Here is a 23,126-nt window from a genome sequence, read left to right as displayed (position 1 = left end):
TCTCATGAATAAAATGGGGAAACGAAGAAAAAACCATAGTTATTATGAATAATTTTCGTGCTATAAGTATAGGAATAGAAGACTACTTACATTATCAACCCTTAACAGGCTCTGAAAATAGCGCACAAGCACTTTATCGCTATTTCTTTGAAGAAGCTAATATCCCCCCTCACCAATTACTATTACTAACTGATACCTCTCCCTCCCCAGGAAAACGCTCAACCTATCCTAACCGAGATAACATTTTACAATGGATTAATGATAGTTTAATTAAAGTTGAATATTGTTGGTTTTTCTTTCAAGGATACGGTATTAATTATCAAGGAGAAGACTATTTACTGCCTATTGATAGTAACTTAAACAGTATTTCCCAAACAGCAATAAAAGTGCGATCGCTTTTTGACAGATTACAATCTAAGAGCCAAAACTTACTAATTATTTTAGACCTACAAAACCCTTTAAAAGACGGTAAATTGGGTCAAATGACCTTAGATATAGCTCAGAAAAAAGAGATTTCTTTGATTTTTTCCTGTCGTTCCCATGTTTATCAAAGTATCAGTGCAGAAAAAAGTATATTGATGAGTGCTTTAACCGAAGCTTTGCGCTATTATAGTCATCATGTAACCCTTCATAAGCTAGATTCCTACTTAAAAGAAAGATTAAGCTCTTCCCATCAAAAGAATTTTCCAGCCATCGCTCTTCCCATTATTATTAGTCCTGAAAAAGTTCGTCATCAACCCTTATTACCTACTGCTAAAAAGCAAGTAGTAAACAGTCAAGAAAATCGCAATTTATCTTTTAAAATTCAAGAAAAATTTACTCAAACTTCGACAAAAACTCCTACAAGCACCCTAATTTTACCCAAACTCCCACAACCCCCTTTAAAACCCCAACTATCGTTAAATGTTCCTCTGACGGAAACTAAGATTAAACCTAGTTCCCCTGCTGTTTCTTCTTTACCTTCTGTCTCTTCAACTTCAATAAAAAGCACTCAAACTTCACAAAAGTCACCTATCAAAAAATACTTGTTATGGATAGGGGGAATATTAGGAGCGACAGTCGTTTTATGGTGGATGTCGTTAAAAATTCGTCAACATCTTAATACTATTAATTACCAAAAAATACAGGAAAATCAACAAATTTTAGACTACGGAAAAATCTCCTTAAGTGTGCAGCAAGCATCACAGTATAATAAAGCCATTAACTATGCTCGACAAATTCAGCCCCATACAGCCCTATATCAGCAAGCTCAGGACAAAATTAATCAATGGAGTCAAATGATCCTCGATATTGCTCAAGGAAGGGCTATCATAGGAGATTTTCAAGGGGCGATCGCAGCCGTTAAACTGGTTCCTCCCGATAACCCAAAATTATATGAATTAGCACAACAGTCTTTAAAAGAATGGCAACACCTCAGTCAAAAACAACAAGATAATCAAGTTTTAATTGAAGTTGCACTATCTTTAATTAAACCCAATCAAGCATCATCTTATAATCGAGCCATTAGACTTTTAAAACACTTAGATAAAAAAGAGTTGGGCTATCATCATGCCCGAAAGTTAATTGAACAATTAAGTAAAAACATCTATCAATTAGCTCAAACCAGAGCAAAAGAAGGACAATTAATTTTAGCTATCGAAACCATTGAATTAGTACCAAATGATACTCAAGTGTATCCAATAGCACAAGAAGCAAAAATAAATTGGCAACAACGTCTGAATCGTTCATCTAACTAAAATATAGCAGTTCCCTTGCTTGTAAGGTACAAAGGTTATCGCTTTGAGGCAGAAGGCAGAAGGCAGAAGGCAGGAGTTAAGTGTGCCTCATGAGTCCGATAATTGTTATAGTCGTTCCTTTAATTGTCATTCCGAGAAAACGATGAATCTCAGTAAGATTACTTAGTTAATAGCTAAATTTAACTAAATCAATATTTTTTATACAAAATTTACTGAAGATGATAGGCTCAAAAATCCTTAAATTCACTGTTTTTATTTAATCAATTACTAGGAATAATAGAAAGGTGACCAAAATCACTAAATTATACTTCATTAAATCACTGCTATTAGTAACTAACCCTTTCATAATCAGCGTTAAGTATAACAATAAAAATTCCATCTATATTGTTGTAGTTCGTGTTAAACACTGCCAATTTTTTATAGTAACTTCAGGACAAAAATTATGAATACAAGATATACAGAAACCTTTTTATTTCTTTCTCGCCTCTCCCGTAGAAGTAATAAAGGATTTGCTTTAGGATTTGTTTTATGTGTTGGAGTTCTCATGGCAGGCACTGGAGCGGTCATGTTATTCAGAAGCAGTAGTGAAACCGAAAAAATAGCTGCTCACGAAGCCACTGCCAAAGGTAAAACCACTGGAGAAGTTGCCATTGCCAGAATGCAATATCTCTTAGGGAAATATCCCTTTTTAGCAGAAATGGATATGGATGATTGGCAAAATGCAGACGTTGAAGCTCAAATCCAAGAACAGATTACAAATAGTTGTGAAGCTCAAACTTTAACTCCAGAACAAATCAATACGAAAGTGAACAGTAGCAAAACTGAAATTGCTGGTTATATTCAAAAAAGTAGTGGGGAATATGAATGGTTAGAGATGAATCCCTCTAATTCTAACGAAGGTCAGTTTAGATTTGTAGCGTTTGAGCCAGCTATAGCTGGACAACAAATGGCAGAATTAACAATTGAAGCTAAAGCAAATGTCGGTAATGATTTAAAAGAAGCTCCCAGTAGATTAGTTGTTACAATACCTCTTAATCAAAACGAAGCAGAGATCGCAGAAGGAGCAAGTCCTGGGTTATGGCTTCAAAACGGTAGTGGTTTAGATGATATTGTTGCTGCCAATGTTTGGATCGGGAGTGGTGGCGATGATTGTAGTGTAACTGATGATGCCGCTAAAGTTGCTGAAATTAATACGAAAGTTTTGGGTGATAAGGGAGGTGTTCAGGAAGCTATTAAAGATGGAGAACTTACAGCCGGTACTACTTTTGAGCCACCTCAAGTCGCAGAACATAAGTTTCCTGATGAGACTGTGTTAAGTGAAACATACGCTGAACAAATCACTGATGCTGGCGTTACTCCTATTGATATTACTTTAGCTTTAGCAAGTGATCCCGATAACAATCCTTTGTCCACCATTGCAAGTCGAGTGAACAAATTTGTAGATAAAACTTTTACTAATATGTTGGGTGGTGTGGCTTTAGCTAGGCCAGGTCGTGGTAACAGCAATGGTAATAATGGTAACGGTGGTGGAAGTACCGGCGGTGGTGGAAGTACCGGCGGTGGTGGTAGTACCGGTGGTGGTGGTAGTACCAGTGGTGGTGGTAGTGGTAGCTGTGGAACCCAAGTTGATGCTACCAAAAATGGTAGTTTAAATGTTTTTCCTAGGTCGGGGGATACGGCGACTCGTACTCAAATTCTTGATGATGGGACAACACTTTGTATCTATGACTATAAAGTTGACAAAAATCTTGGCTCAGTTCAAGCTGCTATCAGAACAGTGGATGCGTCAGGAAATCGTCAACGAGTGATTTTCCACCTTTATGGTGACATCGACAAAAATACAGAAATTGCCCATGTTGGTAATGATGACCTGTCAGGTGTTTCAAAAATTAAAGATACTCCTAACTGTACCGGTTCCTGTAAGCCTGTAGATTTTCAGGTCTGGGGACATGAAACTACGTCTGCTTGTATGAACGGAAACAAAAAATTTCATGGTTTCCTTTGGGCCCCCCAAGCTGATATAGGAATGATGGGAACTGGTAACGGTAAAGGGGGTTTGAATGGCGTTGCTTTCGTTAAAACTTGGAATCAAACCTGTGGTTCTAATAGTAAAAGTGGCGCGCACGTGGTACAAACTGGAGAATGGGAAGACCTTGGACTCGAAACACCAGAGCCTACACCACCTATGACTGTTGGACAACCTGCTAGTGTCAAAACTGAACAATATTACCAAAGCAGTAGCAGCGATGGCTAGTAAGCACTAGATTAATTATTTCTAGTTCAAAGTTGAGATTTTTTCAACGAGATCATCATCCCAAATCCTGTTTTCATGCTCCCTTTTGTAGAGACGTTTAATACAACGTCTCTACAGTAGTATCGGGTCTAAAATAACGGAATTTTTAAGTAGTCTGATCTAAACCCAATTAACCATATACCGCTACGGGAAAGGCAAAAGTCAAAAGGTACAAAAAATGTTTTAATCTATTTTTATACTGTTATAAACATTTGCCAGAAACACTATAACTCGACTACTATCTGGTTTAAACTGTAACCTTTATTTTTTTCTAAGCCTTATCAGTACCATTACATAATTAATACTTAAACTTTAATTAATCAACAATTTTTTATACAAAATTTACTGAAATCCTACTTTTGAAAATCCTTGATTTTACTGTTTTTATTTAATAAATTCCCAGTAATAATAGAGATGTGATCAGTATCACTCAATGTCCCCATTAAATCTATTAAATCACTGCTATTAGTGACTGCCTTTTCCATAATAACCGACAGATATAGGGGATAAAAACTGGATCTATATTGCTGTAGTTAATGCTAAATACTACCAATACTTAATAATCATGTTAGGACGAACATCATGAAGAAAAGATATACAGAGACTTTGTTATTTCTCTCTCGTCTCTCCCATAGCAGCAACACAGGTTTTGCTATGGCATTTGTTTTAATTGCCGGGGGGATTATGGCAGCGACAGGAGTTGCTATGCTATTCAGAAGTAGTAGCGAAACTGAAAAAGTAGCTGTCCAAGCAGCCACCGCTAAAGGTAAAACAACTTCAGAAGTTGCTGTTGCTAGAATACAATATCTCCTTGGGAAATATCCCTTTTTAGCAGAAAAATCCCTCAACGATTGGCAAAATGCAGATGTAGAATCTCAAATCAAAGCACAGATTAAAACGACTTGTGACGGTCGAAGTTTAACTGAAACACAAATTAACGCTAAAGTTCAACAAAGCAAAGGAGAAATCGGTCAGTACGTTGCAACAAACAGTACAGAATCAGAATATCAATGGTTACAGATGGACCCATCCAATCCCGATAAAGGACAATTCAGATTCACAGAGTATGCACCAGCGATCGCCGGACAAAAAATGGGGCAATTAACCATTGAAGCAAAGGCTAATGCCGGTAATGACTTAAAAGAAGCTCCCACCAAATTAGTTGTCAAAATACCCCTTAATGAAACCCCTCCCGATATCCAAGACAGTCCAGGGTTATGGGTTGAAAAAGCCAGTGGTGTAGATGATATCCTTGCTGCTCATGTGTGGATTGGTAGTGGTGGCGATGACTGTAGCGTTACCGATGACGACGCTAAGATTGCTGAAATTAATGAATTAGTCTTTGGCGATCCCAGTGATAGTAACAATAAAGGAGGTTTGGAAGAAGCAATCACAGATGGAGAAGTTTCCGCAGACACTAGCTTTAAGCCAGCTAAAGTGGCAGCACACAAGTTCCCTGATAAAACAAAATTAGATGAAACTTATGCCGAAAAGGTCACAGGTGCTGGTGTAACTCCCATTAATATTAATACTGCTTTTGTGAACAATATTAATAAGACAGGAGGCAATAACACAGTATCTTATAATCCCTTACCCACAGTTGCGACATGGATGAATGGCGTTTTTGATAAAGGCTTTAATCACCTGTTTGGTAATGCTGCAGTTGCATCTACCTCTAGCTGCGGAACCCAAGTATCAAGTACCCTCAATGGCACCGATTTGAATGTCTTTCCTCGGCCTGGGGATACCGCCACTCGCACCGAAACCACCCATGATGGCCAAACCATCTGTGTTTATGATTATGAGATTACCAAAGACCTCAAAAATGTAGGGGTTGTGGTCAGAACCCTTAATGCAGAAGGCAAGCGTCAGCGAGTTATTTTCCATCTCCACGGTAACATCAACAAAAATGCTGAGATCGCTCACGTGGGTAACGAAGACCTCACTGGTACTGCAAAAATAAAAGATACCCCTGATTGTACTGGTTCTTGTAAGCCAGTGGATTTCCAGATTTGGGGACACACCACCACCTCTGTTTGTTTAAATGGAAACAAAAAACTCCATACATTTCTCTGGTCTCCCTTAGCCGGTCTGGGAGTTGCTGGAACAGGGGATGCAAAAGGAGGTCTTAATGGCACAGCTTTTGTTAATAACTGGGATACAAACTGTAGTTCTAACAGTAGTTCTGGGGCCCATGTTGTACAAACTGGGGAATGGTTAGATTTAGGACTCGAAACGCCAGAAATTACACCACCTATGACCGTTGGACAGCCTGCTAATATCAAAACCAAACAATTTCAATAAGCAGGGAATCAACTTTTGAAGACTTGATTTTTGCTCCACAATAAGCTGGAGAAATGCCTGTACTGGGAATGGAAAAGATGGTCTAAAGGGACGTTTAGAGAAGGAAATGGCCAACCAATCTTGTGCTTTTCATAGGGTTTTTCAGTTGAGTGGCCATGACTTCTAGTCCCAGAAGACTTAGAAAACACTGGAGAGGGAAAAGACAAGGGGGATTTTTCTTAAAGATTTGTCTATCTACGTGAATAATGTTGTCAAACAACCAAAAAAACGATAGTTCAAACCGAAAAATGGGAAAACTTAAGGTGAGAACCTATACCTACCTCTCCTCTGTTATCTAACACATCCACCCAGAAGCATAACCAGAGATAACGTTAATACTATGAACAAACTACTATTAACTCTCATACTGAGTCGCTCAAAACCGAAAACTGATCAAGGGTTTAGTCTTTTTGAAGTTACCATCGCCATTTTAGTGTCCTCGGCCTTTTTAATGGGAACCTTACAAGCGATGACCATTAATGCTGTCATGCGAGTTAAATCAGAAAGACAAGCTCAAGCTAATTTTTTAATTCAACAAGATATCGAGAGGTTACAGGCGGCCGCTAGCACCATGGATCTTGATTATCTTGAATCTCTCGAAGGTCAGAGTTCAGATCCTCACCCTGCGGATACTAGCGATAGCTCAGCCATTTGTTACCCTTCTCCTTTTGCTTCCAATCTAAAAGATTTACGTTTTGGGGCTTATTTGGTTAGGGAATTAGATTCTGTGTTAGCCAATGATTCCGATACTAACACTAGATCCGATCCGGCCATTACTGCGAATACGGTGTTTTCTTCAGCCCCAACCTTTAATCAACTTAAGACAGATGCCAATGACAATGTTCTCTTTGATAGTAATGGGAAATCCATGCCGGACAGCGAAGCCAAAAAAGACACTAACAATAGCAACAAAACAGTAATTGTTCAAATTGTTAATGATCAAGAGAGTCTTATCAATAAAGACTATCGTCTTGTACGAATGATGACTGTAGATAGTGCCACTTCATACCAAGTTTTACAAGTTTATTACCGAGTCGGAGAACCCTATGACCCCACCGATACGAACCAAAGAGATAACGACAACGACAAACTACGAGATGACGAATCTGGTCAAACCTCAATCATCGCCGAAAACTATACCGAAGTTATTCCGGCTGCTGTGGCTGAGTGCGGTTTCTCACCCTAACCAGGGAGTTACCCTCCTAGAAGTGGTAATTGCTGCAGTCATTACTGGCATTATTGCAGCGATCGGTACTCCTAGCTTAATGGGAATGCTACAAGGGGATCAAGTTAAGCAAGGACTTGATCAAATTCAACTAGCGTTACAAGATGCTCAAAAACAAGCTATTCGTAACTCTAAAAAATGCACCATTATGGTAGAGAAAAAGACTGGTGATGATCACTTTTCGATTGATATTAAAGATCCTACCCTTCCAACAAATCAAGGTTGTTTAGGTACAAGTGATAGAGAATTATCTAACAATGTTGACATTACCATGACTAGCACGATGACCACTGGTGTCACTTTTTCTTTTAAAGGGAATATGGCTGGTACAGGTAAAACAATTGTTGTTAAACCCGCCAGAGGAACAGGGGAAAAAAGATGTCTAGTGATTACTCAAGGACTTGGCATGATGAGAACAGGAATTTACGATTCAAGCGCATCTGATAATCCTCCTACTGCTGCTAATTGTAAAAAAATAACAGACAATTAAGAAAAAATTATGTTAAAAATTTACCTAAAACTTTTACAAAAATATCGTCCTTCTGCGGGTTGGACTTTAGCTGAATTAATGATTGCTACTGCAATGACTCTTGTCGTTGTCATGGTTGCAGGGTTCGGTTTAATTACAATTTTACGAGAAAATAAAGTAGCCAATGCCACTGGAGAAATGCAATATGATCTTAACAGAGCTACTGAGTTTATTTCCGAGGAAATCCGTAGTGCCAAAACCATTGAAAATAACATAATTGATGTCGAGGACTACGCGCCAACCTTTTTTGAGAAACATCCTGGAGCCACTCCGATTTTAGCTCTCAAAATTGACGGGGTTTATGAACGAGTGATTTATTATGTTGATGAAGTGGCTAGTAATGAAGTCTGGCGCGGTCCGGGAGTAATTAGACGTTTTGGACCAGCTTTTAACGATGATGGAGAGCATAGTGAAGCTCAAAAAAGAGATCCTGATCTCTGGCAGAGTACCGCCCTTGTGGACATGATGGTAGTAGACTTAGATTCTACTCAAACACAGTGTAAAAACTTACCTTTCGATCCCAGTGAAAGCGATGGTGTTAATACTTACATTGCCACTGATGATGAAGGTAAAAAATGGTACCGTTTCCCCCAAGCAACAGCAGATGTCAAGGGATTTTTTAGTTGTATTCGAGAAGATAAACAATTAGCCCAACTTAATGTTTTAGGTACCAGTCTCGATGAATTTCAACATTTAGGGTACGATAAAGACGATATTGTGCAGAAAAAATCTCGTTATTCCGAGAAGATGGAGTACGCTGTTGCAACAATGACTCATGCCCGTTCCGAGTCGATCGGTAGTGGGGGCGAAAATGTACCTAGTTTTAAAGCAAATTCATCTATTGTTTTTGAAGAAGATGGTCAAGCATCTATTCAAGTCCTTTATGCTGATATTCCCTGTTCAGATGATATTACGACCAGTAACGACATCACAATCAGTTTTGTTACAGACTCTGGGAGCGAGGGGACAGTTAGTGGAATCGGCACAGGTTCAGCAGTTTCCTTTACCCAAGGGCAAGAAGCTAATGCTCATATAAAAGAAAACACATTTTGTACCCGTGACACTACACTCTATGACATTTCGGTCAATGATTCAGATAGCGTTAAGTTTGTTACTAATGATAACAGCGATCATACTAAATTGAGTGATATTATTCCTAGCCCATCATCAACCATTATTACTAAATTAAGCCAACAAGGTTTAATTAGAGAAGCTACTGATGGTTCATACGATTTTACTCTTCCTGATAACATCGTTCTCTACTTTGTAGAGTTTGAATTAGTCAAAAATGAAACGATCTTAGACCCGATTCTCAATGAGTACATTCAGGCCGAACAAACTGATTCCCCTCATTTTGATGATGCTATCTATTTAGTGGAAATGACGAAATAAAATAAACTATCCCAGGTTCACCATAATAACCTGGGATTAAAGTCAGTGAAAAGGTTGCTCTTCCCACTTCTCTCCAAAACGGTGCGCTGGTAGAGTCAACGAGATGCAAAATATCAGCCAAGCTATTGACATCTATAAACTATTATAGTAAGTAAAAGTGTGGCCGTATTCTCCCATAAATAAGGGGAGGTTTCAGGTTAATCTATAAGGTATAGCAGTTCGAGTCTGGGTGTTAAAAAAAGGCTGGTTCTCACAGTTCAGATCAATAGAGAACTGAGCCAATGTACAGGCTTTATTTTCCCAAGCCATTACATAGATGGAGGTGTCTACCTTCACTCATCACTCTACTTTTGCTACTACTCATCACAACCAAAGAGATTAAAACTGATAATGGCTCATCCTCTATACGTTGCATTTATTTGGCATCAACATCAACCTTTGTATAAGTCCCGTGAAGCGATTGATGATCCTAATGGACAGTATCGTATGCCCTGGGCCCGCTTACACGGTATCAAAGATTATTTAGACCTAATTCTTGTTTTAGAAGAGTTTCCTAAGCTACATCAAACCGTCAACCTCGTTCCCTCTTTAATTTTACAGTTAGAAGATTATAGCCAAGGAACAGCCCTCGACCGCTACATGGCCTTAACCTTAACTTCCGCTATTGATCTAACTGATGAAGACAAAGGATTTATTTTTGACCACTTTTTCGATGCTCATCATCGCACTTTAATTGATCCCTATCCTCGCTATTCTGAGTTAAATCTGCAAAAACACGATAACGGGCGAGAATGGTGTATGGAAAATTGGACTGTCCACGATTATAGTGATCTCTTAGCCTGGCATAACTTAGCGTGGATCGATCCCATTTTTAGAGAAAAAGATCCTCAAATTGCAGCTTGGTTTGAAAAAGGCAAGGGCTTCTCTTTAGACGATCGCAAAAAAATCATCGCTAAACATCGGGAGATTATTGGCCAGATTATCCCCCAACACAAAAAAATGCAGGATTCAGGGCAGTTAGAATTAATGACAACTCCCTACACTCACCCTATTCTCCCCTTATTAGCGGATACAGATTCAGGACAGGTAGCCATTCCTGAGATGCAGTTACCCGAAAAACGGTTCCAATATCCTCAAGACATTCCTCTACATCTACGCAAAGCCAAAGAAATGTATCGCGATCGCTTTGGCAAAGAACCTAAAGGACTTTGGCCTTCAGAACAGTCCGTTAGTCCTGCTATTTTACCCTATGTTGCCCAGGAAAAATTTAATTGGTTATGTTCCGATGAATCCGTCTTAGGATGGAGTGTGGAACATTATTTCTATCGGGATGAAACCGGGAACGTTTGTGATCCTCATCGGATGTATCTTCCCTATCGTCTCAAAACAGACTACGGAGATTTAGCCATTGTCTTCCGAGATCACCGTTTATCTGATTTAATCGGCTTTAGTTATAGTGGCATGGAACCCAAGCACGCGGCCTCTGATTTTCTTGGCCATTTACAAGCCATTTCTCGTTCTTTGGTTGAACGTCAAGAAAGCGAAGAAACCAGCCTTGAAGATCCCTGGTTAGTTACCATTGCCTTAGATGGGGAAAACTGTTGGGAATATTATCCTGATGATGGTTTACACTTCCTCAGAGCCTTATATTCTCAATTGAGTGAAATTGATGATATTCAATTAGTCACTGTTTCTGAATTTATTGAGAAGTTTCCCCCGAAAGCAGAAATTCCGGCACATAAGTTACACAGTGGTTCCTGGGTAGATGGTAGCTTTAGCACTTGGATCGGTGATCCAGTTAAAAATAAAGCTTGGGATCTTTTAACCGAAGCCCGTGACATGATGGAAAAACACCCTGAAGCCACCGAAAAAAGCAACCCTGAAGCCTGGGAAGCCCTATATGCTGCTGAAGGTTCAGACTGGTGTTGGTGGTTTGGAGAAGGGCATTCTTCAAGTCATGGGGCGTTATTTGATGAACTCTACCGTGAACATTTACGGGGAGTTTATTCAGCCCTTGGTGAACCCATTCCCGATAATTTATACGAACCCTTAGATGATCATACCAAGAAAGGCGATCGCAGCCCTGAAGGATTTATTCAACCTGTGATCAATGGTTATCCCGATGAACAAGACTGGGAAAAAGCCGGACGCATCGAAATTGGGGGATCAACCGGAACCATGCACAAAGCTAGTACGGTGCAACGCCTCTATTATGGTACGGATCATCTCAATTTTTATCTACGGTTTGATGTGAAAATGGGGACGCAACCGGGCAGAGATTTACCCAATGAGTTACATTTACTGTGGTACTATGCGGATACTGATGTGTTTACCAGTACCATACCGTTAGGGGATGTTCCTGATGAAGCCCCACTTAACTATACTTTCCATCATCATGTCGGTATTAATTTAGTCACTCAGTCTGCTTGGTTACAACAAGCTTGGCATAGTAATGATTGGCATCCTAAAAATCATCGCATTGAGGTAGCCTTTAATCAATGTTTAGAAATTGCTATTCCTTGGGGTGACTTACACAAAGAACCGGATGCTTGGTTACATTTAGTTGCTGTATTTGCTGATCACGGTAAGTTCCGCAGCTTTTTGCCGGAAAACAAATTAGTCGAGTTGAAAGTTCCTTAAATCTTCAATAAATTGGTAGGAACAATTGAATTAATTGTTCCTACTTCCTTAAAATAACAGCAAAAAAGAAATTATATGATTGATCTTTACTATTGGACAACTCCTAACGGCCATAAAATTACTATTTTTTTAGAAGAAGCTCAATTAGACTATGAAATTAAATTAATTAATATTGCTAAAGGCGAACAATTTTCTCCTGAATTCTTAGAAATTTCTCCTAATAATCGTATTCCTGCTATTATTGATCATTCTCCAGAAAATAGCGGTCAACCTATTAGTATTTTTGAATCTGGGGCGATTTTATTCTATTTAGCCAAGAAAACTAAACGCTTTTTACCCACAGATATACGGGGTGAAATTGACGTTATGCAATGGTTATTTTGGCAAATGGGGGGACTTGGACCCATGTTAGGTCAAAACCATCATTTTAGTCAATATGCTCCTGAAAAAGTTCCTTATGCTATTAATCGATATGTTAAAGAAACAGAACGACTTTATGGGGTATTAGATGAACAATTAAAAGATAAAGAATACATAGCAAAAGATTATTCTATTGCAGATATGGCTGTCTATCCTTGGATAGTACCCCATCAACAACAGAAGCAAAATTTGTCAGATTTTCCTAATATAAAAAGATGGTTTGAAAGCATACAAAATCGTCCTGCGGTTCAAACAGCTTATGAAATAGCGAAAAACCTGAAAACAGAAGCAACCATTACAGAAGACTCTAAAAAGATATTATTTGGTCAAGGAAGACGTTCGTGAAGTTAAAAGTTAGAAGTTAGAAATCAGAACTTTCATAAACTTAATTTTTTCTCTTTATTCTCCTTCAGGAATTGAACTGCTTTGACGATACCATTTACGCCAAGCAGTAGAACTTCTAATGGCTATCCATAATAACATTAAAGCAATTAATCCCCCATTTTTGGGGGCATCAAAAGCAAACAAAACTAATAAAATGCAAATAATATCTTCAATACAAATCACCCAAATAGGTAAACCCCTTAAACGAAAAAACCAACCCACTTGAACCAACTTTAAAACAAAAGCCAATAATCCTCCAATCACACCAATTAACCATAACGGACTCATGTCTAAATTAGCCATTTTGACCACAGCAACAGCTAATAATCCCCCAACTAAGGGACTAAAAACTAGCTGTATAATCTGTAAAATTCGCTGACCGAGTAACTTTTTTGACCCAAATAATTCAAACAATGACCAACTGGTTAGAACCCCAATCAAAACTTGAGGGGGAATAGCAGAAAGTAGAGGAACTTGTGACCATAAATCACTACGAAGTAAGCCAATAATTAATAAAGGTAACGCAATTCTCATTCCGGCTGCGGCCGATGCAGAAAGGATCGCTAAAATACCAATAATCATCTGATGTGACTCTTACCATGAAGTCGTCTATTTTCTATTGTCTCGTACTCTTGTACAATAATAGCGATCGCTTTTTACTAACCCCATCATGGTTGAAGTTCCCGACAGTTTAGAACAAGCCGTAACCCAAGCCAAAGAAGCAGCAAAACTCGCCCTAGAAGCAGGAGTAGAACGTATTTGCTTAGAAATTGTTATCCCAGAAATTGCTCTACAAGCCCAACCTTTAGCCTTAGAGTTTACCACCTTATTTGAGGGACAAGAATCAGGGTTAAAAGTAATCTTTCCCGATACTGGGGCTGCAGCTTTAGCCAGACGAGACTGGGGAGAAACCCCTTTTCAGGTAACTGACTTGGGGAGTCGGGCGACTTCTATCGAAAAGAAAATTTCTGAGGCAGATGAAGCCTTTTTATTAGTCAGTCCCTCTTCAGTTGAAGTGGAAATCGTAGAAAAATTATGTAATTTAGCTGGCCATCGTTCGGTTATTCTCCTCATTCCTCAGTTAGAAGATGTCTCTATTGTAGGCATTGGCTATGCTGCTAGGCAACTCCGAGAACGCTTTATTAGTACCTTAGAATCGGTTTATTATTTTCGACCTTTAGATGGGGTGGTGGTGTTACGTTCTTATCCTTCTCCCTGGTTGGTGTACTTAGAAAAAGAAGAGGGTTATGAATTAATTGCTGAACAAGGTCAAAAACCGATGGGAGAAGCTTTAGATACTTTAGTGAATAATGCGTTGAAAGGAGAAGAGGATAATAGTGATCAACCGCAGGCCAAAAAGTCAGGCATTTTCGCCAGTGTACAAAGTTTTTTGAAGGCGTTGAGTCAGTAAACAAAGGGACAGAAACAATGATAATTCACACTAGATTATTCTAATAATCCATTTAGTAAAAACTGAAGATTATAGGGAGTAAAAATTGAAACCAAACAAATCATTAAAAATTGTAGTTACAGGGGTGACTAAGGGGCTAGGAAGAGCATTATGTGAAGGATTAATTGAAAGGGGACACACTTTAATCGGATGTGGTCGTTCTGTCAATGAGATTGAAACACTTAATCATTTATATCCGAAACATCAATTTGATGTAGTGGATTTATCCAGTAATCAACAAGTGCAAAGATGGGGTAAAAAAGTGATTGAGAAATGGGGAACTCCCGATTTTTTAATTAATAATGCAGCCGTTATCAATCAACCCTTACCTTTGTGGGAAATTAGCGACCAAGAATTTTCTCAACTAACTGATATTAATATTAACGGAGTCGTAAGAACAATCCGAGTTTTTTTACCTTCAATGATTGAAGAAAACAAAGGGGTTATTATCAATTTTAGTTCAGGATGGGGGCGTTCTACATCCCCAGAGGTAGTGCCTTACTGTACTAGCAAATGGGCGATTGAAGGCTTATCCCAAGGATTAGCACAAGAAGTGCCTAATGGTATCGCCATCATCGCTTTAAATCCAGGAATTATTAATACAGAAATGTTACGAACTTGTTGGGGAGACAACGCCCTAACCTTTGAGTCTCCTTCTCAGTGGTGTCGAAAAGCTATTCCTTTCATATTGAACTTAACAGCCAAAAACAATGGCCAATCTCTCACGGTACAGTAAAGTTAAGAGGTCAACAAAAGTTGACCCCTAGTAAGTTTATCCAATATTAACTTTTACGACTTTGTTGCGTTCTTCTTCTGCTTTAGGCAGATTTAGATGAAGGATGCCATCTTTATAGTCTGCCGTTACATTGTTATTTTGTACTCGGCTAGGTAAAGGAATGACTCGATGGAATTTACCGTAACGGAATTCAGTTCGGGTTGTACCATTTTCTTCTGTTTTTTCTTCTGATTTCCGTTCTCCTTTAATGCTAACAGAGTCTGCTTGAACTTCAACGTCTAAATCTTTTGCTTCTAACCCAGGAATTTCTAGTTTAAGATCGATCGCTTCTTCTGTTTCGTTCATTTCTGCTGCTGGAACGAAGGATAATTTATTAAAATCGCCGTTACTTAAACCACTGGGAGAGAAACTTTCAAATAAACGGTTCATTTCTTTTTGTAGAGAGTCAATTTCTCTGAAAGGTTCCCAACGTACAAGTGCCATATATATTAACCTCCGATTTAGAACTTTCTCTTATCTTGTGAAGTTTGACTGGTTTTATCTCCCTTCACTATTCATAATAGCTCACATTTTCTTGATCTTATTTCGGTTTTAAACACTGTTTAGGCGTAGATTTCCGAACTATTAGAAGGGGTTAAATAATCGGCGATTGCTTCAACGAATCCCGTGAAGGAATGATAGTCTTTCCCAACAATATCAACGGTTAATCCTAGTTTCCTAGCATTACCTGCCGTATAGGGACCAAAACAAGCAATTAAACATTGTTTAAAGAGTTGAGTATTGTTTACTAACTGCAAAAAACTTTCTATTTCTGCGGTACTACTAAAAGCAATAACATCAATTTTTCCCTGTTTAATTAAGTCGATTTCCATATCATATAAAGAAGTCTCTAAACATCGAGTTTGATAAGCATACACAGGGTTTATTTTCATCCCTAATCTTTCCAATGCTGTAATAAAATTAGGAATAATATCAGGTTCAGAAATACCAATCACTTGAGGAATAGGAATTAAAATACTTTGTTTCTCAATGTTATCAATTTTAGCGAGTTCTGATACAATGCCTAGGGGACTGGGTTCCTTGGGCATTATAGCAACTTTTAATCCCATTTCTTTTAATCTTTGGGCATCTTTTCCAATGGCAATTAATTGACAGTTATCTAAATAAGATCGGGGAATATTTAAAGTTTCTAAGCGATTGATAAGTGCATTAATTCCGTTACGACTGGTAAAAGCAATATAATTAAATTGACTAATATTATTTAAACAGTTATCTAATTTTTTATAGGAGGATAAATAACAAGTTTCAATGGTAGGCATTATAATAGGAACTCCCCCATAATTAATAATTTCAGTAGCTAAACGAGAGACATAATTACGAGGGGCTGTTATAAGAATTCTTTTGTTATAAAGAGGAAGGGTTTTACTGGCTAATAGATTATTCTTCATGGTTAACTATTAGGAAAAAAAGCCTCTCATGACTCCTCTAAGGTAAAAATCGATCTAACGCTGCTTTTAATTCTTCTAATTCTTCTTCTATGTTACCTTCTTGAGCAGCACGGGCAACACATTCATTCAAATGTTCATCCAAAATAAGACGAGATACCCGATCAATTGCTCCTCTAACTGCAGCTAATTGAATTAAAACTTCAGGACAAGGGCGACTTTCTGAAACCATTGTTTTTACGCCTCTAATATGTCCCTCAATGCGAGACAGACGGTTTATAATTTGTTTTAAAGAAGCCTCACTATGAACGTGCTTATGAGGAGTTCCGTTATCGTGATTATGGGTATGGTTTGGTTGTATTTTAGTTTGAGTCAATGTTTTACTTTTCACTGTAATTTTTGACAATAATTTTACTGTAGATGAGTTGGATAGGTAGTGACCGATAAATCAACAACACTATATTAAGAATAATTACAAAAATCACCTAGATTTTTTCATTTGTTCCTAAGTATTTAGTATGACATATTTTTAAGGATTTTGGTTAGTAGTAATGCTTTAAGACAGACAATAAATTTTAACTACTGACTGAAAACTTATGTTGAAGATAAATCTTTTAGATTTATGGTTTCGTAACGTTCAAAAGGTTGATGAATCCAGGGATTATTCGACAAATATTCTACATAATAATCGGGTTGAAACTGAGAACAGCTTTTATACCAAATAACGGCAGTACGGAGTTCTTGAATAGGGGAAGCATAATCATGCAACCATTGAGAGACTGCTTGTAAGCTTACCCCAGAATCTACTAAATCATCCACTAATAAAACACGAGATCCTAATTGTTCATCAGTCATGGCTAAATGTTGACCAATTATCAGTTCTTCACGGGAACGATTATCTTCTCCCCCATAGGAAGCAGCAGCAGCGATCGCTAAAGGAATATCATAAAGACGACTGAGAATATCCCCAACCCTTAACCCTCCTTTAGCAATACAAACAATTTGATCAAATTGCCATTGAGATTGATAAATTTTCACTGCTAAAGTTTCAATATGCTGGTGATACTCTTCCCAAGAAACATATAAATCTGACATAGAACATTTAATAGTGAAATGATCAACATCTATTCTGAACTTGAGTTGTATATAAGGCGATTTTTCCTTACCAGTCTAAAAAAAACACTCAAATCTAGACTGCAAACCTCAAACTCAGCTTATTCCGAAATCATAGGGTTTTTCATTTGAGATACGGGTAAAGACGCTTGAGAATTATTCGGTGTTACTTTGCCCTGTAACTGGCCCATTAAACTCGCCATTTCTAGGGCATTTAGAGCATAATTCCAGCCTAAATTACTCTTAATTCCTGCTCTTTCTAAAGCTTGCTGCATGGTATCGGTGGTTAAAATGCCAAACACTACTGGGGTTCCTGTTTGAAAGCCAACTGCTGCGATCCCTTTAGCTGCTTCTGCTGCAACGTAATCGAAATGGGGGGTATGCCCTCGAATAATTGCCCCTAAACAGATAATAGCATCATAATTGCCCGATAAGGCTAATTGACGAGCTACTAGGGGAACTTCAAAACTGCCAGGAACCCACACATAGTCCACTTGAGTTCCGTGGGGGTTAACATCAATGCCATGACGCTTTAAACAGTCTTGACATCCCCCTAAGAGTTTATCCGTCACTAAATCATTAAAACGACCAATGACAATGGCAAAACGCAAAGCGGATGGATCTTGGGTAAAGGTTCCCTCAAAAATGGTCATAATCTTAGCTTGAAATGTTCTACAAAAAAATCCCCATCTCTAAGCATAGCTAAAGATGGGGCATGATGCTGTGGGATAATTATTAAACTACTAGGAAGTTTAAAACAGCCACTAACAACACTAAGCCGATCCAAATGGCAGACCCAACATACAATAAAGGCTTAGACTGATCCCAGTTTTGGGGAGAAGCATAAGCAACGGGAACCGCAACCACCATGACAAAGGAAAAGAAAACGAGAGCAGTTAAGACAAGTTGAAAGATAATAGACATAATGAGATTTTTCCTGGAGTTCTCCTAAAAAAAGATGAATTGATAGTCAACACTGAGATCAAACTATCAGATTTTTTGCTCAAAATTAGCTTTATTATCTGTCTACCCCGAACTTTTGGCAATAACTAACCCCCCATATTGTCTTGGGGGGTTCAAGATTTTGTACTAAAAGACGATGTTATGTTTGAGTTCGTTAAACAGCAGGCGAGTGGCATAGAAGCATAAACGGATTATACCATCCTTAACCTTAGCTTTCTTTTTGGTCTTCATGGTGTCCCATTTATTGCCTAATTTTTTCCCTATTTCTGTATCAAGGCGACGGGGTGGTTGAGGACAAATACGAGTCACGTACCATATATAAAAGTGCGATCGCATTAGTCGAGAGTTAAACCATTTCACAGATTCTTTATCCCCTGATTGCTCAATACGACGGGATAAGCCTAAATAGGATTCAAACTGCTGTAAACTGCGGTGGCGTTTCTGTTTGCCATTGTTAGGGGTCTCTACCCATTCAACCACAGGGAAACCATTAACTAAGAACTTCTCAAATGGATACACTTTCATCAACACCAAAGCTTCCATACCAATGCCCCAACGAAAGTCTTTAAAGAGTTAGAAAGACGATGGTTAAAAGATTCAGAAGTCAGAAGGAACCATCAAAAGAAGTTACAGAGCAAGATTAACGCCATTGAGTTCTTTTTAGGACAAAAGTTTGAAGATTACAAGCGAAAAGACACTTACCACTAAATAAGCGATCGCTGTGGGCTGGTGCAACGGTAGGATTAAGTTGACACAGGTTCAATCTTGCTTTTGACTGCTTCGTGTTTAACGTCTCCGTCATATTGTTTCAAAGCGTTTCTTAAAGCGGTTTTAGCTGCGTCTGTTGTTGTTATTAGACTCATAATGATTAATTTATTTACATTTTGTTACAATGTAATTTAGTTTACGCCTTCAACTTCAAAACAGAAAACTATTATTTTTTGACTGTTTATCCAATAGTTGAACATAAATGAACAAAACTATGCTAAGAAAAATCAAAAATATTCTTTTCTTCTCACTTCTGTGCGATAGAACTGGAACGGAGTGAGGAACTCCTGGCTCCTAATTTTACAGTTAACTTTATTTTTTTGACATACTTATCATGACTATTAATAAAACCCTTACTTCCCAAGAAAATCCTTTAATTATAGGAGGAAATGATCCTGATCAGTTTGACTGGAAAGAGGTTTGGTATCCTGTTCATTATATCGAAGATTTAGACAAAACCAAACCCACATCATTCACTTTATTAGAGAAAAATATTGTTATTTGGTGGGATAAAAAAAATAGTCAGTGGTGTGTCTTTGACGATCAGTGTCCCCATCGTTTAGCCCCTTTATCAGAAGGTAGAATTAACGAGTCAGGTTGTTTAGAATGTCCCTATCATGGATGGGCATTTTCAGGACAAGGAAACTGTGAAGTAATTCCCCAACAAAAGCCAGAAGGAAACGCAGAACAATCTCCTAGAGCATCCGTTAACACCTATTCTACTAAAGTAGCGCAAGGGTTATTATTTGTCTATGCAGGGAAGACAGAAAATGCAGCAAAAACCCCTATTCCTTTAGTAGATGTTTTGGAAGAAAGCTCCAGGGAATGGGTTTGTCTAAATACCTTTAGAGATATTCCTTATGATGCTTTAACCTTAATGGAAAATGTATTAGATTCGAGTCATATTCCTTACACTCATCATAAAAGTGTGGGCAACCGTTCCAATGTTTCTCCCGTAGACTTAGAAGTAGTTGAATCAGGAAAATGGGGGTTTAAAGGAGTCTGGGAAGAAGGACCCCGAAAAGGAACTTTAGGAAAACAAACCACCCACTTTTTTGCCCCTGGAATGATGTACCATGATCTCACATCTAAACAATTTGGTAGAACCCTGACGGTTGTTTATGCGACTCCCATTAGTAAAGGAAAATGTCGTTTATTTGCTCGTTTTCCCTTCAAATTTTGTTCACCTATTCCTAAATTCTTCATTAACTTAACCCCCCGTTGGTATTCCCATATTGGACAAAATGGAGTGTTAGAAGATGATCAAATTTTCTTACATTATCAAGAACGTTACTTGGAAAAAAAAGGAGGAAGTTCTAACGTTTCTAAAGCCTTTTATTTACCGACAAAAGCCGATTTGTTTGTCTTTCAATTACACAGTTGGATTAATCAATATCAAGCACAGTTATTCCCAGAACAGCCCCTAAGTCCCGCATTATCCTCCGAAACTTTGCTTGATCGCTATCATTCCCATACTAAAGATTGTAGTAGTTGTCGTACTGCTTTAAAGAATATACAACGAATTAAAATAGGAGTTTCGGTCGCTACTTCTTTGATCTGGTCATTAATTGTTATTTTATTATTAACTTTTGATCATCCTTCTCTTTGGGGTATGATATCATTAAGTGGAACTGTGCCTTTGGGTGTAATTATCTGGTTAGGTTTAAATCGGCTGGAAAAGCAATTTTATCAAGGTCGAGAAATTCCCCCAAGAAACTTACCTGATAAGAAATAATTTCTCAAAAATTACCTAATAATTATTCAAATTAGTGTATAAAAATTATAATAAAGATCCTTGGTTGGCTGTTAATTTATCCATGTTTTTTCCTGGACTAGGTCAGTTTTATGCTGGCAATTACTTACAAGGATTTTTATTTTTTAATGGTCAAATTCTTTGGTTAGTACTGACAGTTTGGCATATTTTTGCAGCGAAGGGAAATACTGTCACTGGTTTAATTTGTTTAGGAATTACAATTATCTTCTACTTTAGTAGTTTAATAGAAGCTCATCTTAGTATTTATAAACAGAGAAATGATCCTAACCTAGAAAAAATACCTCGTAAACATAAGAATGTTTGGTTTGCTATTTTTATCACCCGAATTTTACCAGGATTAGGTCATCTTTATCTCCAAAAATCTATCATTGGCCTACTAATATTAACCGCTAGTTTAATTGTAATGGGAATTGATGATCTGTATTCTAACTTATTATTGTTCAGTCCTTTGATAACCTCTTTAACGATTTATCATACTTACCTAATTTTTCCTCAGAAACATAGGGATAGGAGAGGGTTGTTAATTGCCATTATGACAGGAATTATCTTTATCTTAGGAGTGATGGTTAATTATTATCCACAATGGTTAGAAAAACGCTTTGATAAATTTCTCATTCCCAGTAACTCAATGCAACCTACATTACAAATAAATGATATTGTTTTTGTGAAAAAATACCCTGATTATGGGCCAAAAATAGGAGATATTGTGGTTTTTACTCCCTCAGAAAACATCAAAAAAGCTGATCCTGACGTATCAGATTATTATATAAAACGGGTTATTGCTACACCAGGCAAAAAGGTAAAAATCCAACAAGGTCAAGTTTATTTGAATAATACACCGATTCAAGAACCCTATATTGCAGAATCACCCCAATATCAGTTGGAATCTATGATCGTTCCTGCTAACTATTATTTAGTTTTAGGGGATAATCGTAATGATAGCTTTGACTCCCATGTCTGGGGACTTTTACCTAAAGATGTGATTGTTGGTCAAGCTTATAAAATTGGCTGGCCACCGAAAAGGATACAATCATTAGACAGTTATCGGTAAGCAGTTAAGTTGTTAAGTATCTAAACCTCCAGTTCAGACTGTAGGTGAATAGAGAGAAAAGGTTTAATCGTTTGTACTAATCTGATAAATGAGAATTTTAAATCCACAACAGGTTATCAGTCATCAGTTATTAGACTGAGTAATAATTTGTTACAATTGAAGGTAATGGGTTCAGCAATTTCTCGTAAAACAATTAACCCAAATGGGTGAGCTACCTGGGGGAAGTGCAGAGGAAGGAATTTTCTTAAGATAAAGTGTATAAGTGAGATCGCACTAGCTGATTTCCAAAAAATAATAAATGTCTTTCGTTTAGTTTGAGCAGGAGCAACCCCATGGAACTTATTTCACTTTCTTTAATCTTAGCCGGAACCTTTATAGTAGATTTTTTGCTTCACAATAATTAGCTCTTCATGGGGCAATGTGTGTGTAATATAGTCTTAATTAAAATAGCTCTTTTCTAGCTACACTAATGGAAAAGAGCTATTTTCATATTTGGTGCTTTAAAAGAGGGAAAAATCTTTGCTCCTTTAATTTTTGAGGGAGGATGTAATAAAAGTTTATTTGAAGCTTGGTTATCTCAAAGTCTAATTCCTCAATTAGAACTAGGAGATATCATTATTGTAGATAATGCCACTTTTCATAAGGGAAAAATTATTCAAGAAATTGTAGAAGAAGCTGGATGTGAACTATGTGCTTACTCTCCAGATTTAAACAAAATTGAAAATGGGTGGTCTGTTTTAAAAACTTGGATGAAACAAATGTTACCTAAGTTTGAAACAGTTAGAGAATGTGTAGATGCTGCCTTTAGAAACTGTCCTAACGTTTTTGCGTAGTGCTATAGAGTGATAAGAAGAGGAAGAATAA

Annotated in this window: 20 protein-coding genes and 1 pseudogene; 13 read left to right on the top strand and 8 right to left on the bottom strand. The window is 37.7% G+C overall.

Features of this window, described 5'->3' with window-relative positions; all coding sequences use genetic code 11:
* Positions 1–44 precede the first annotated feature (44 nt).
* From CY0110_RS03870 to CY0110_RS03835, 8 genes are all read left to right on the top strand, one after another.
* Entirely contained in the window at positions 45–1,736 is a 1,692-nt protein-coding gene (locus CY0110_RS03870; RefSeq protein ID WP_008273984.1) for a caspase family protein, read from the top strand.
* A 442-nt stretch (positions 1,737–2,178) separates the two neighbouring features.
* The gene (locus CY0110_RS27865; RefSeq protein WP_008273983.1) at positions 2,179–3,990 is read left to right on the top strand and encodes a hypothetical protein; all 1,812 of its coding nucleotides are present in this window, start codon (positions 2,179–2,181) and stop codon (positions 3,988–3,990) included.
* Positions 3,991–4,611: 621 nt separating this feature from the next.
* A complete protein-coding gene (locus tag CY0110_RS03860; protein WP_008273982.1) occupies positions 4,612–6,333 on the top strand; it encodes a hypothetical protein in 1,722 nt (573 codons plus the stop codon).
* 379 nt (positions 6,334–6,712) lie between these two features.
* Positions 6,713–7,558, top strand: a complete 846-nt coding sequence (locus tag CY0110_RS03855) for a type IV pilus modification PilV family protein (RefSeq protein ID WP_008273981.1) — start codon at positions 6,713–6,715, stop codon at positions 7,556–7,558.
* Complete coding sequence (locus CY0110_RS03850; protein ID WP_408605570.1) at positions 7,479–8,087, top strand: pilus assembly FimT family protein; 609 nt, start codon at positions 7,479–7,481, stop codon at positions 8,085–8,087. Before CY0110_RS03855 ends, CY0110_RS03850 begins: the two co-directional genes overlap by 80 nt.
* 9 nt (positions 8,088–8,096) lie before the next feature.
* Positions 8,097–9,518 (top strand): pilus assembly FimT family protein, encoded by a 1,422-nt coding sequence (locus CY0110_RS03845; RefSeq protein ID WP_008273979.1) that lies wholly within the window; start codon positions 8,097–8,099, stop codon positions 9,516–9,518.
* A 390-nt stretch (positions 9,519–9,908) separates the two neighbouring features.
* A complete protein-coding gene (locus tag CY0110_RS03840) occupies positions 9,909–12,158 on the top strand; it encodes a glycoside hydrolase (protein WP_008273978.1) in 2,250 nt (749 codons plus the stop codon).
* Positions 12,159–12,233: 75 nt separating this feature from the next.
* A complete protein-coding gene (locus CY0110_RS03835) occupies positions 12,234–12,923 on the top strand; it encodes a glutathione binding-like protein (protein WP_008273977.1) in 690 nt (229 codons plus the stop codon).
* Between the two features lie 54 nt (positions 12,924–12,977).
* Here CY0110_RS03835 and CY0110_RS03830 read toward each other — a convergent pair whose 3' ends face one another.
* Entirely contained in the window at positions 12,978–13,544 is a 567-nt protein-coding gene (locus CY0110_RS03830) for a DUF4126 domain-containing protein (protein ID WP_008273976.1), read from the bottom strand.
* 88 nt (positions 13,545–13,632) lie between these two features.
* Here CY0110_RS03830 and CY0110_RS03825 point away from each other — a divergent pair, with 88 nt between their 5' ends.
* The gene (locus CY0110_RS03825) at positions 13,633–14,373 is read left to right on the top strand and encodes a DUF1995 family protein (RefSeq protein ID WP_008273975.1); all 741 of its coding nucleotides are present in this window, start codon (positions 13,633–13,635) and stop codon (positions 14,371–14,373) included.
* Between the two features lie 85 nt (positions 14,374–14,458).
* Entirely contained in the window at positions 14,459–15,148 is a 690-nt protein-coding gene (locus CY0110_RS03820) for an SDR family oxidoreductase (RefSeq protein ID WP_008273974.1), read from the top strand.
* Between the two features lie 36 nt (positions 15,149–15,184).
* On the opposite strand, the gene CY0110_RS03815 is transcribed toward CY0110_RS03820, so the two are convergent.
* The 7 genes from CY0110_RS03815 to CY0110_RS03785 form a co-directional block, all read right to left on the bottom strand.
* Positions 15,185–15,631 (bottom strand): Hsp20/alpha crystallin family protein, encoded by a 447-nt coding sequence (locus CY0110_RS03815; RefSeq protein WP_008273973.1) that lies wholly within the window; start codon positions 15,629–15,631, stop codon positions 15,185–15,187.
* 119 nt (positions 15,632–15,750) lie between these two features.
* On the bottom strand, positions 15,751–16,596 hold the full coding sequence (locus tag CY0110_RS03810; protein ID WP_008273972.1) for a uroporphyrinogen-III synthase: 846 nt from the start codon (positions 16,594–16,596) through the stop codon (positions 15,751–15,753).
* Between the two features lie 37 nt (positions 16,597–16,633).
* Positions 16,634–16,969: a metal-sensing transcriptional repressor gene (locus CY0110_RS03805; protein WP_408605569.1), complete on the bottom strand. Its 336-nt coding sequence runs from the start codon at positions 16,967–16,969 to the stop codon at positions 16,634–16,636.
* 218 nt (positions 16,970–17,187) lie between these two features.
* A complete protein-coding gene (locus tag CY0110_RS03800) occupies positions 17,188–17,688 on the bottom strand; it encodes a phosphoribosyltransferase (RefSeq protein ID WP_008273970.1) in 501 nt (166 codons plus the stop codon).
* 119 nt (positions 17,689–17,807) lie between these two features.
* Positions 17,808–18,359: a 6,7-dimethyl-8-ribityllumazine synthase gene (gene ribH, locus CY0110_RS03795; protein ID WP_008273969.1), complete on the bottom strand. Its 552-nt coding sequence runs from the start codon at positions 18,357–18,359 to the stop codon at positions 17,808–17,810.
* An 82-nt stretch (positions 18,360–18,441) separates the two neighbouring features.
* Positions 18,442–18,630, bottom strand: coding sequence for a photosystem II reaction center protein PsbZ (psbZ, locus tag CY0110_RS03790; RefSeq protein ID WP_008273968.1), 189 nt, complete (start codon positions 18,628–18,630; stop codon positions 18,442–18,444).
* 165 nt (positions 18,631–18,795) lie between these two features.
* Positions 18,796–19,212 carry a hypothetical protein gene (locus CY0110_RS03785; protein WP_008273967.1) on the bottom strand — a complete coding sequence of 139 codons (417 nt, stop codon included), beginning with the start codon at positions 19,210–19,212 and terminating at the stop codon, positions 18,796–18,798.
* Positions 19,213–19,771: 559 nt separating this feature from the next.
* Here CY0110_RS03785 and CY0110_RS03780 point away from each other — a divergent pair.
* The 3 genes and pseudogenes from CY0110_RS03780 to CY0110_RS28345 all read left to right on the top strand — a co-directional run.
* Positions 19,772–21,172 (top strand): aromatic ring-hydroxylating dioxygenase subunit alpha, encoded by a 1,401-nt coding sequence (locus CY0110_RS03780; protein ID WP_008273966.1) that lies wholly within the window; start codon positions 19,772–19,774, stop codon positions 21,170–21,172.
* Positions 21,173–21,206: 34 nt separating this feature from the next.
* A complete protein-coding gene (gene lepB / locus CY0110_RS03775; RefSeq protein ID WP_008273965.1) occupies positions 21,207–22,262 on the top strand; it encodes a signal peptidase I in 1,056 nt (351 codons plus the stop codon).
* Between the two features lie 473 nt (positions 22,263–22,735).
* A pseudogene (locus CY0110_RS28345) lies at positions 22,736–23,095 on the top strand (transposase); the annotation flags it as partial.
* Positions 23,096–23,126: the final 31 nt, after the last annotated feature.

It is taken from the genome of Crocosphaera chwakensis CCY0110 (assembly GCF_000169335.1).
In the GTDB taxonomy this organism is placed as follows: domain Bacteria; phylum Cyanobacteriota; class Cyanobacteriia; order Cyanobacteriales; family Microcystaceae; genus Crocosphaera; species Crocosphaera chwakensis.
Note: the sequence above shows the minus strand (reverse complement) of the source record. Positions and strands in the feature narration are given on the sequence as shown.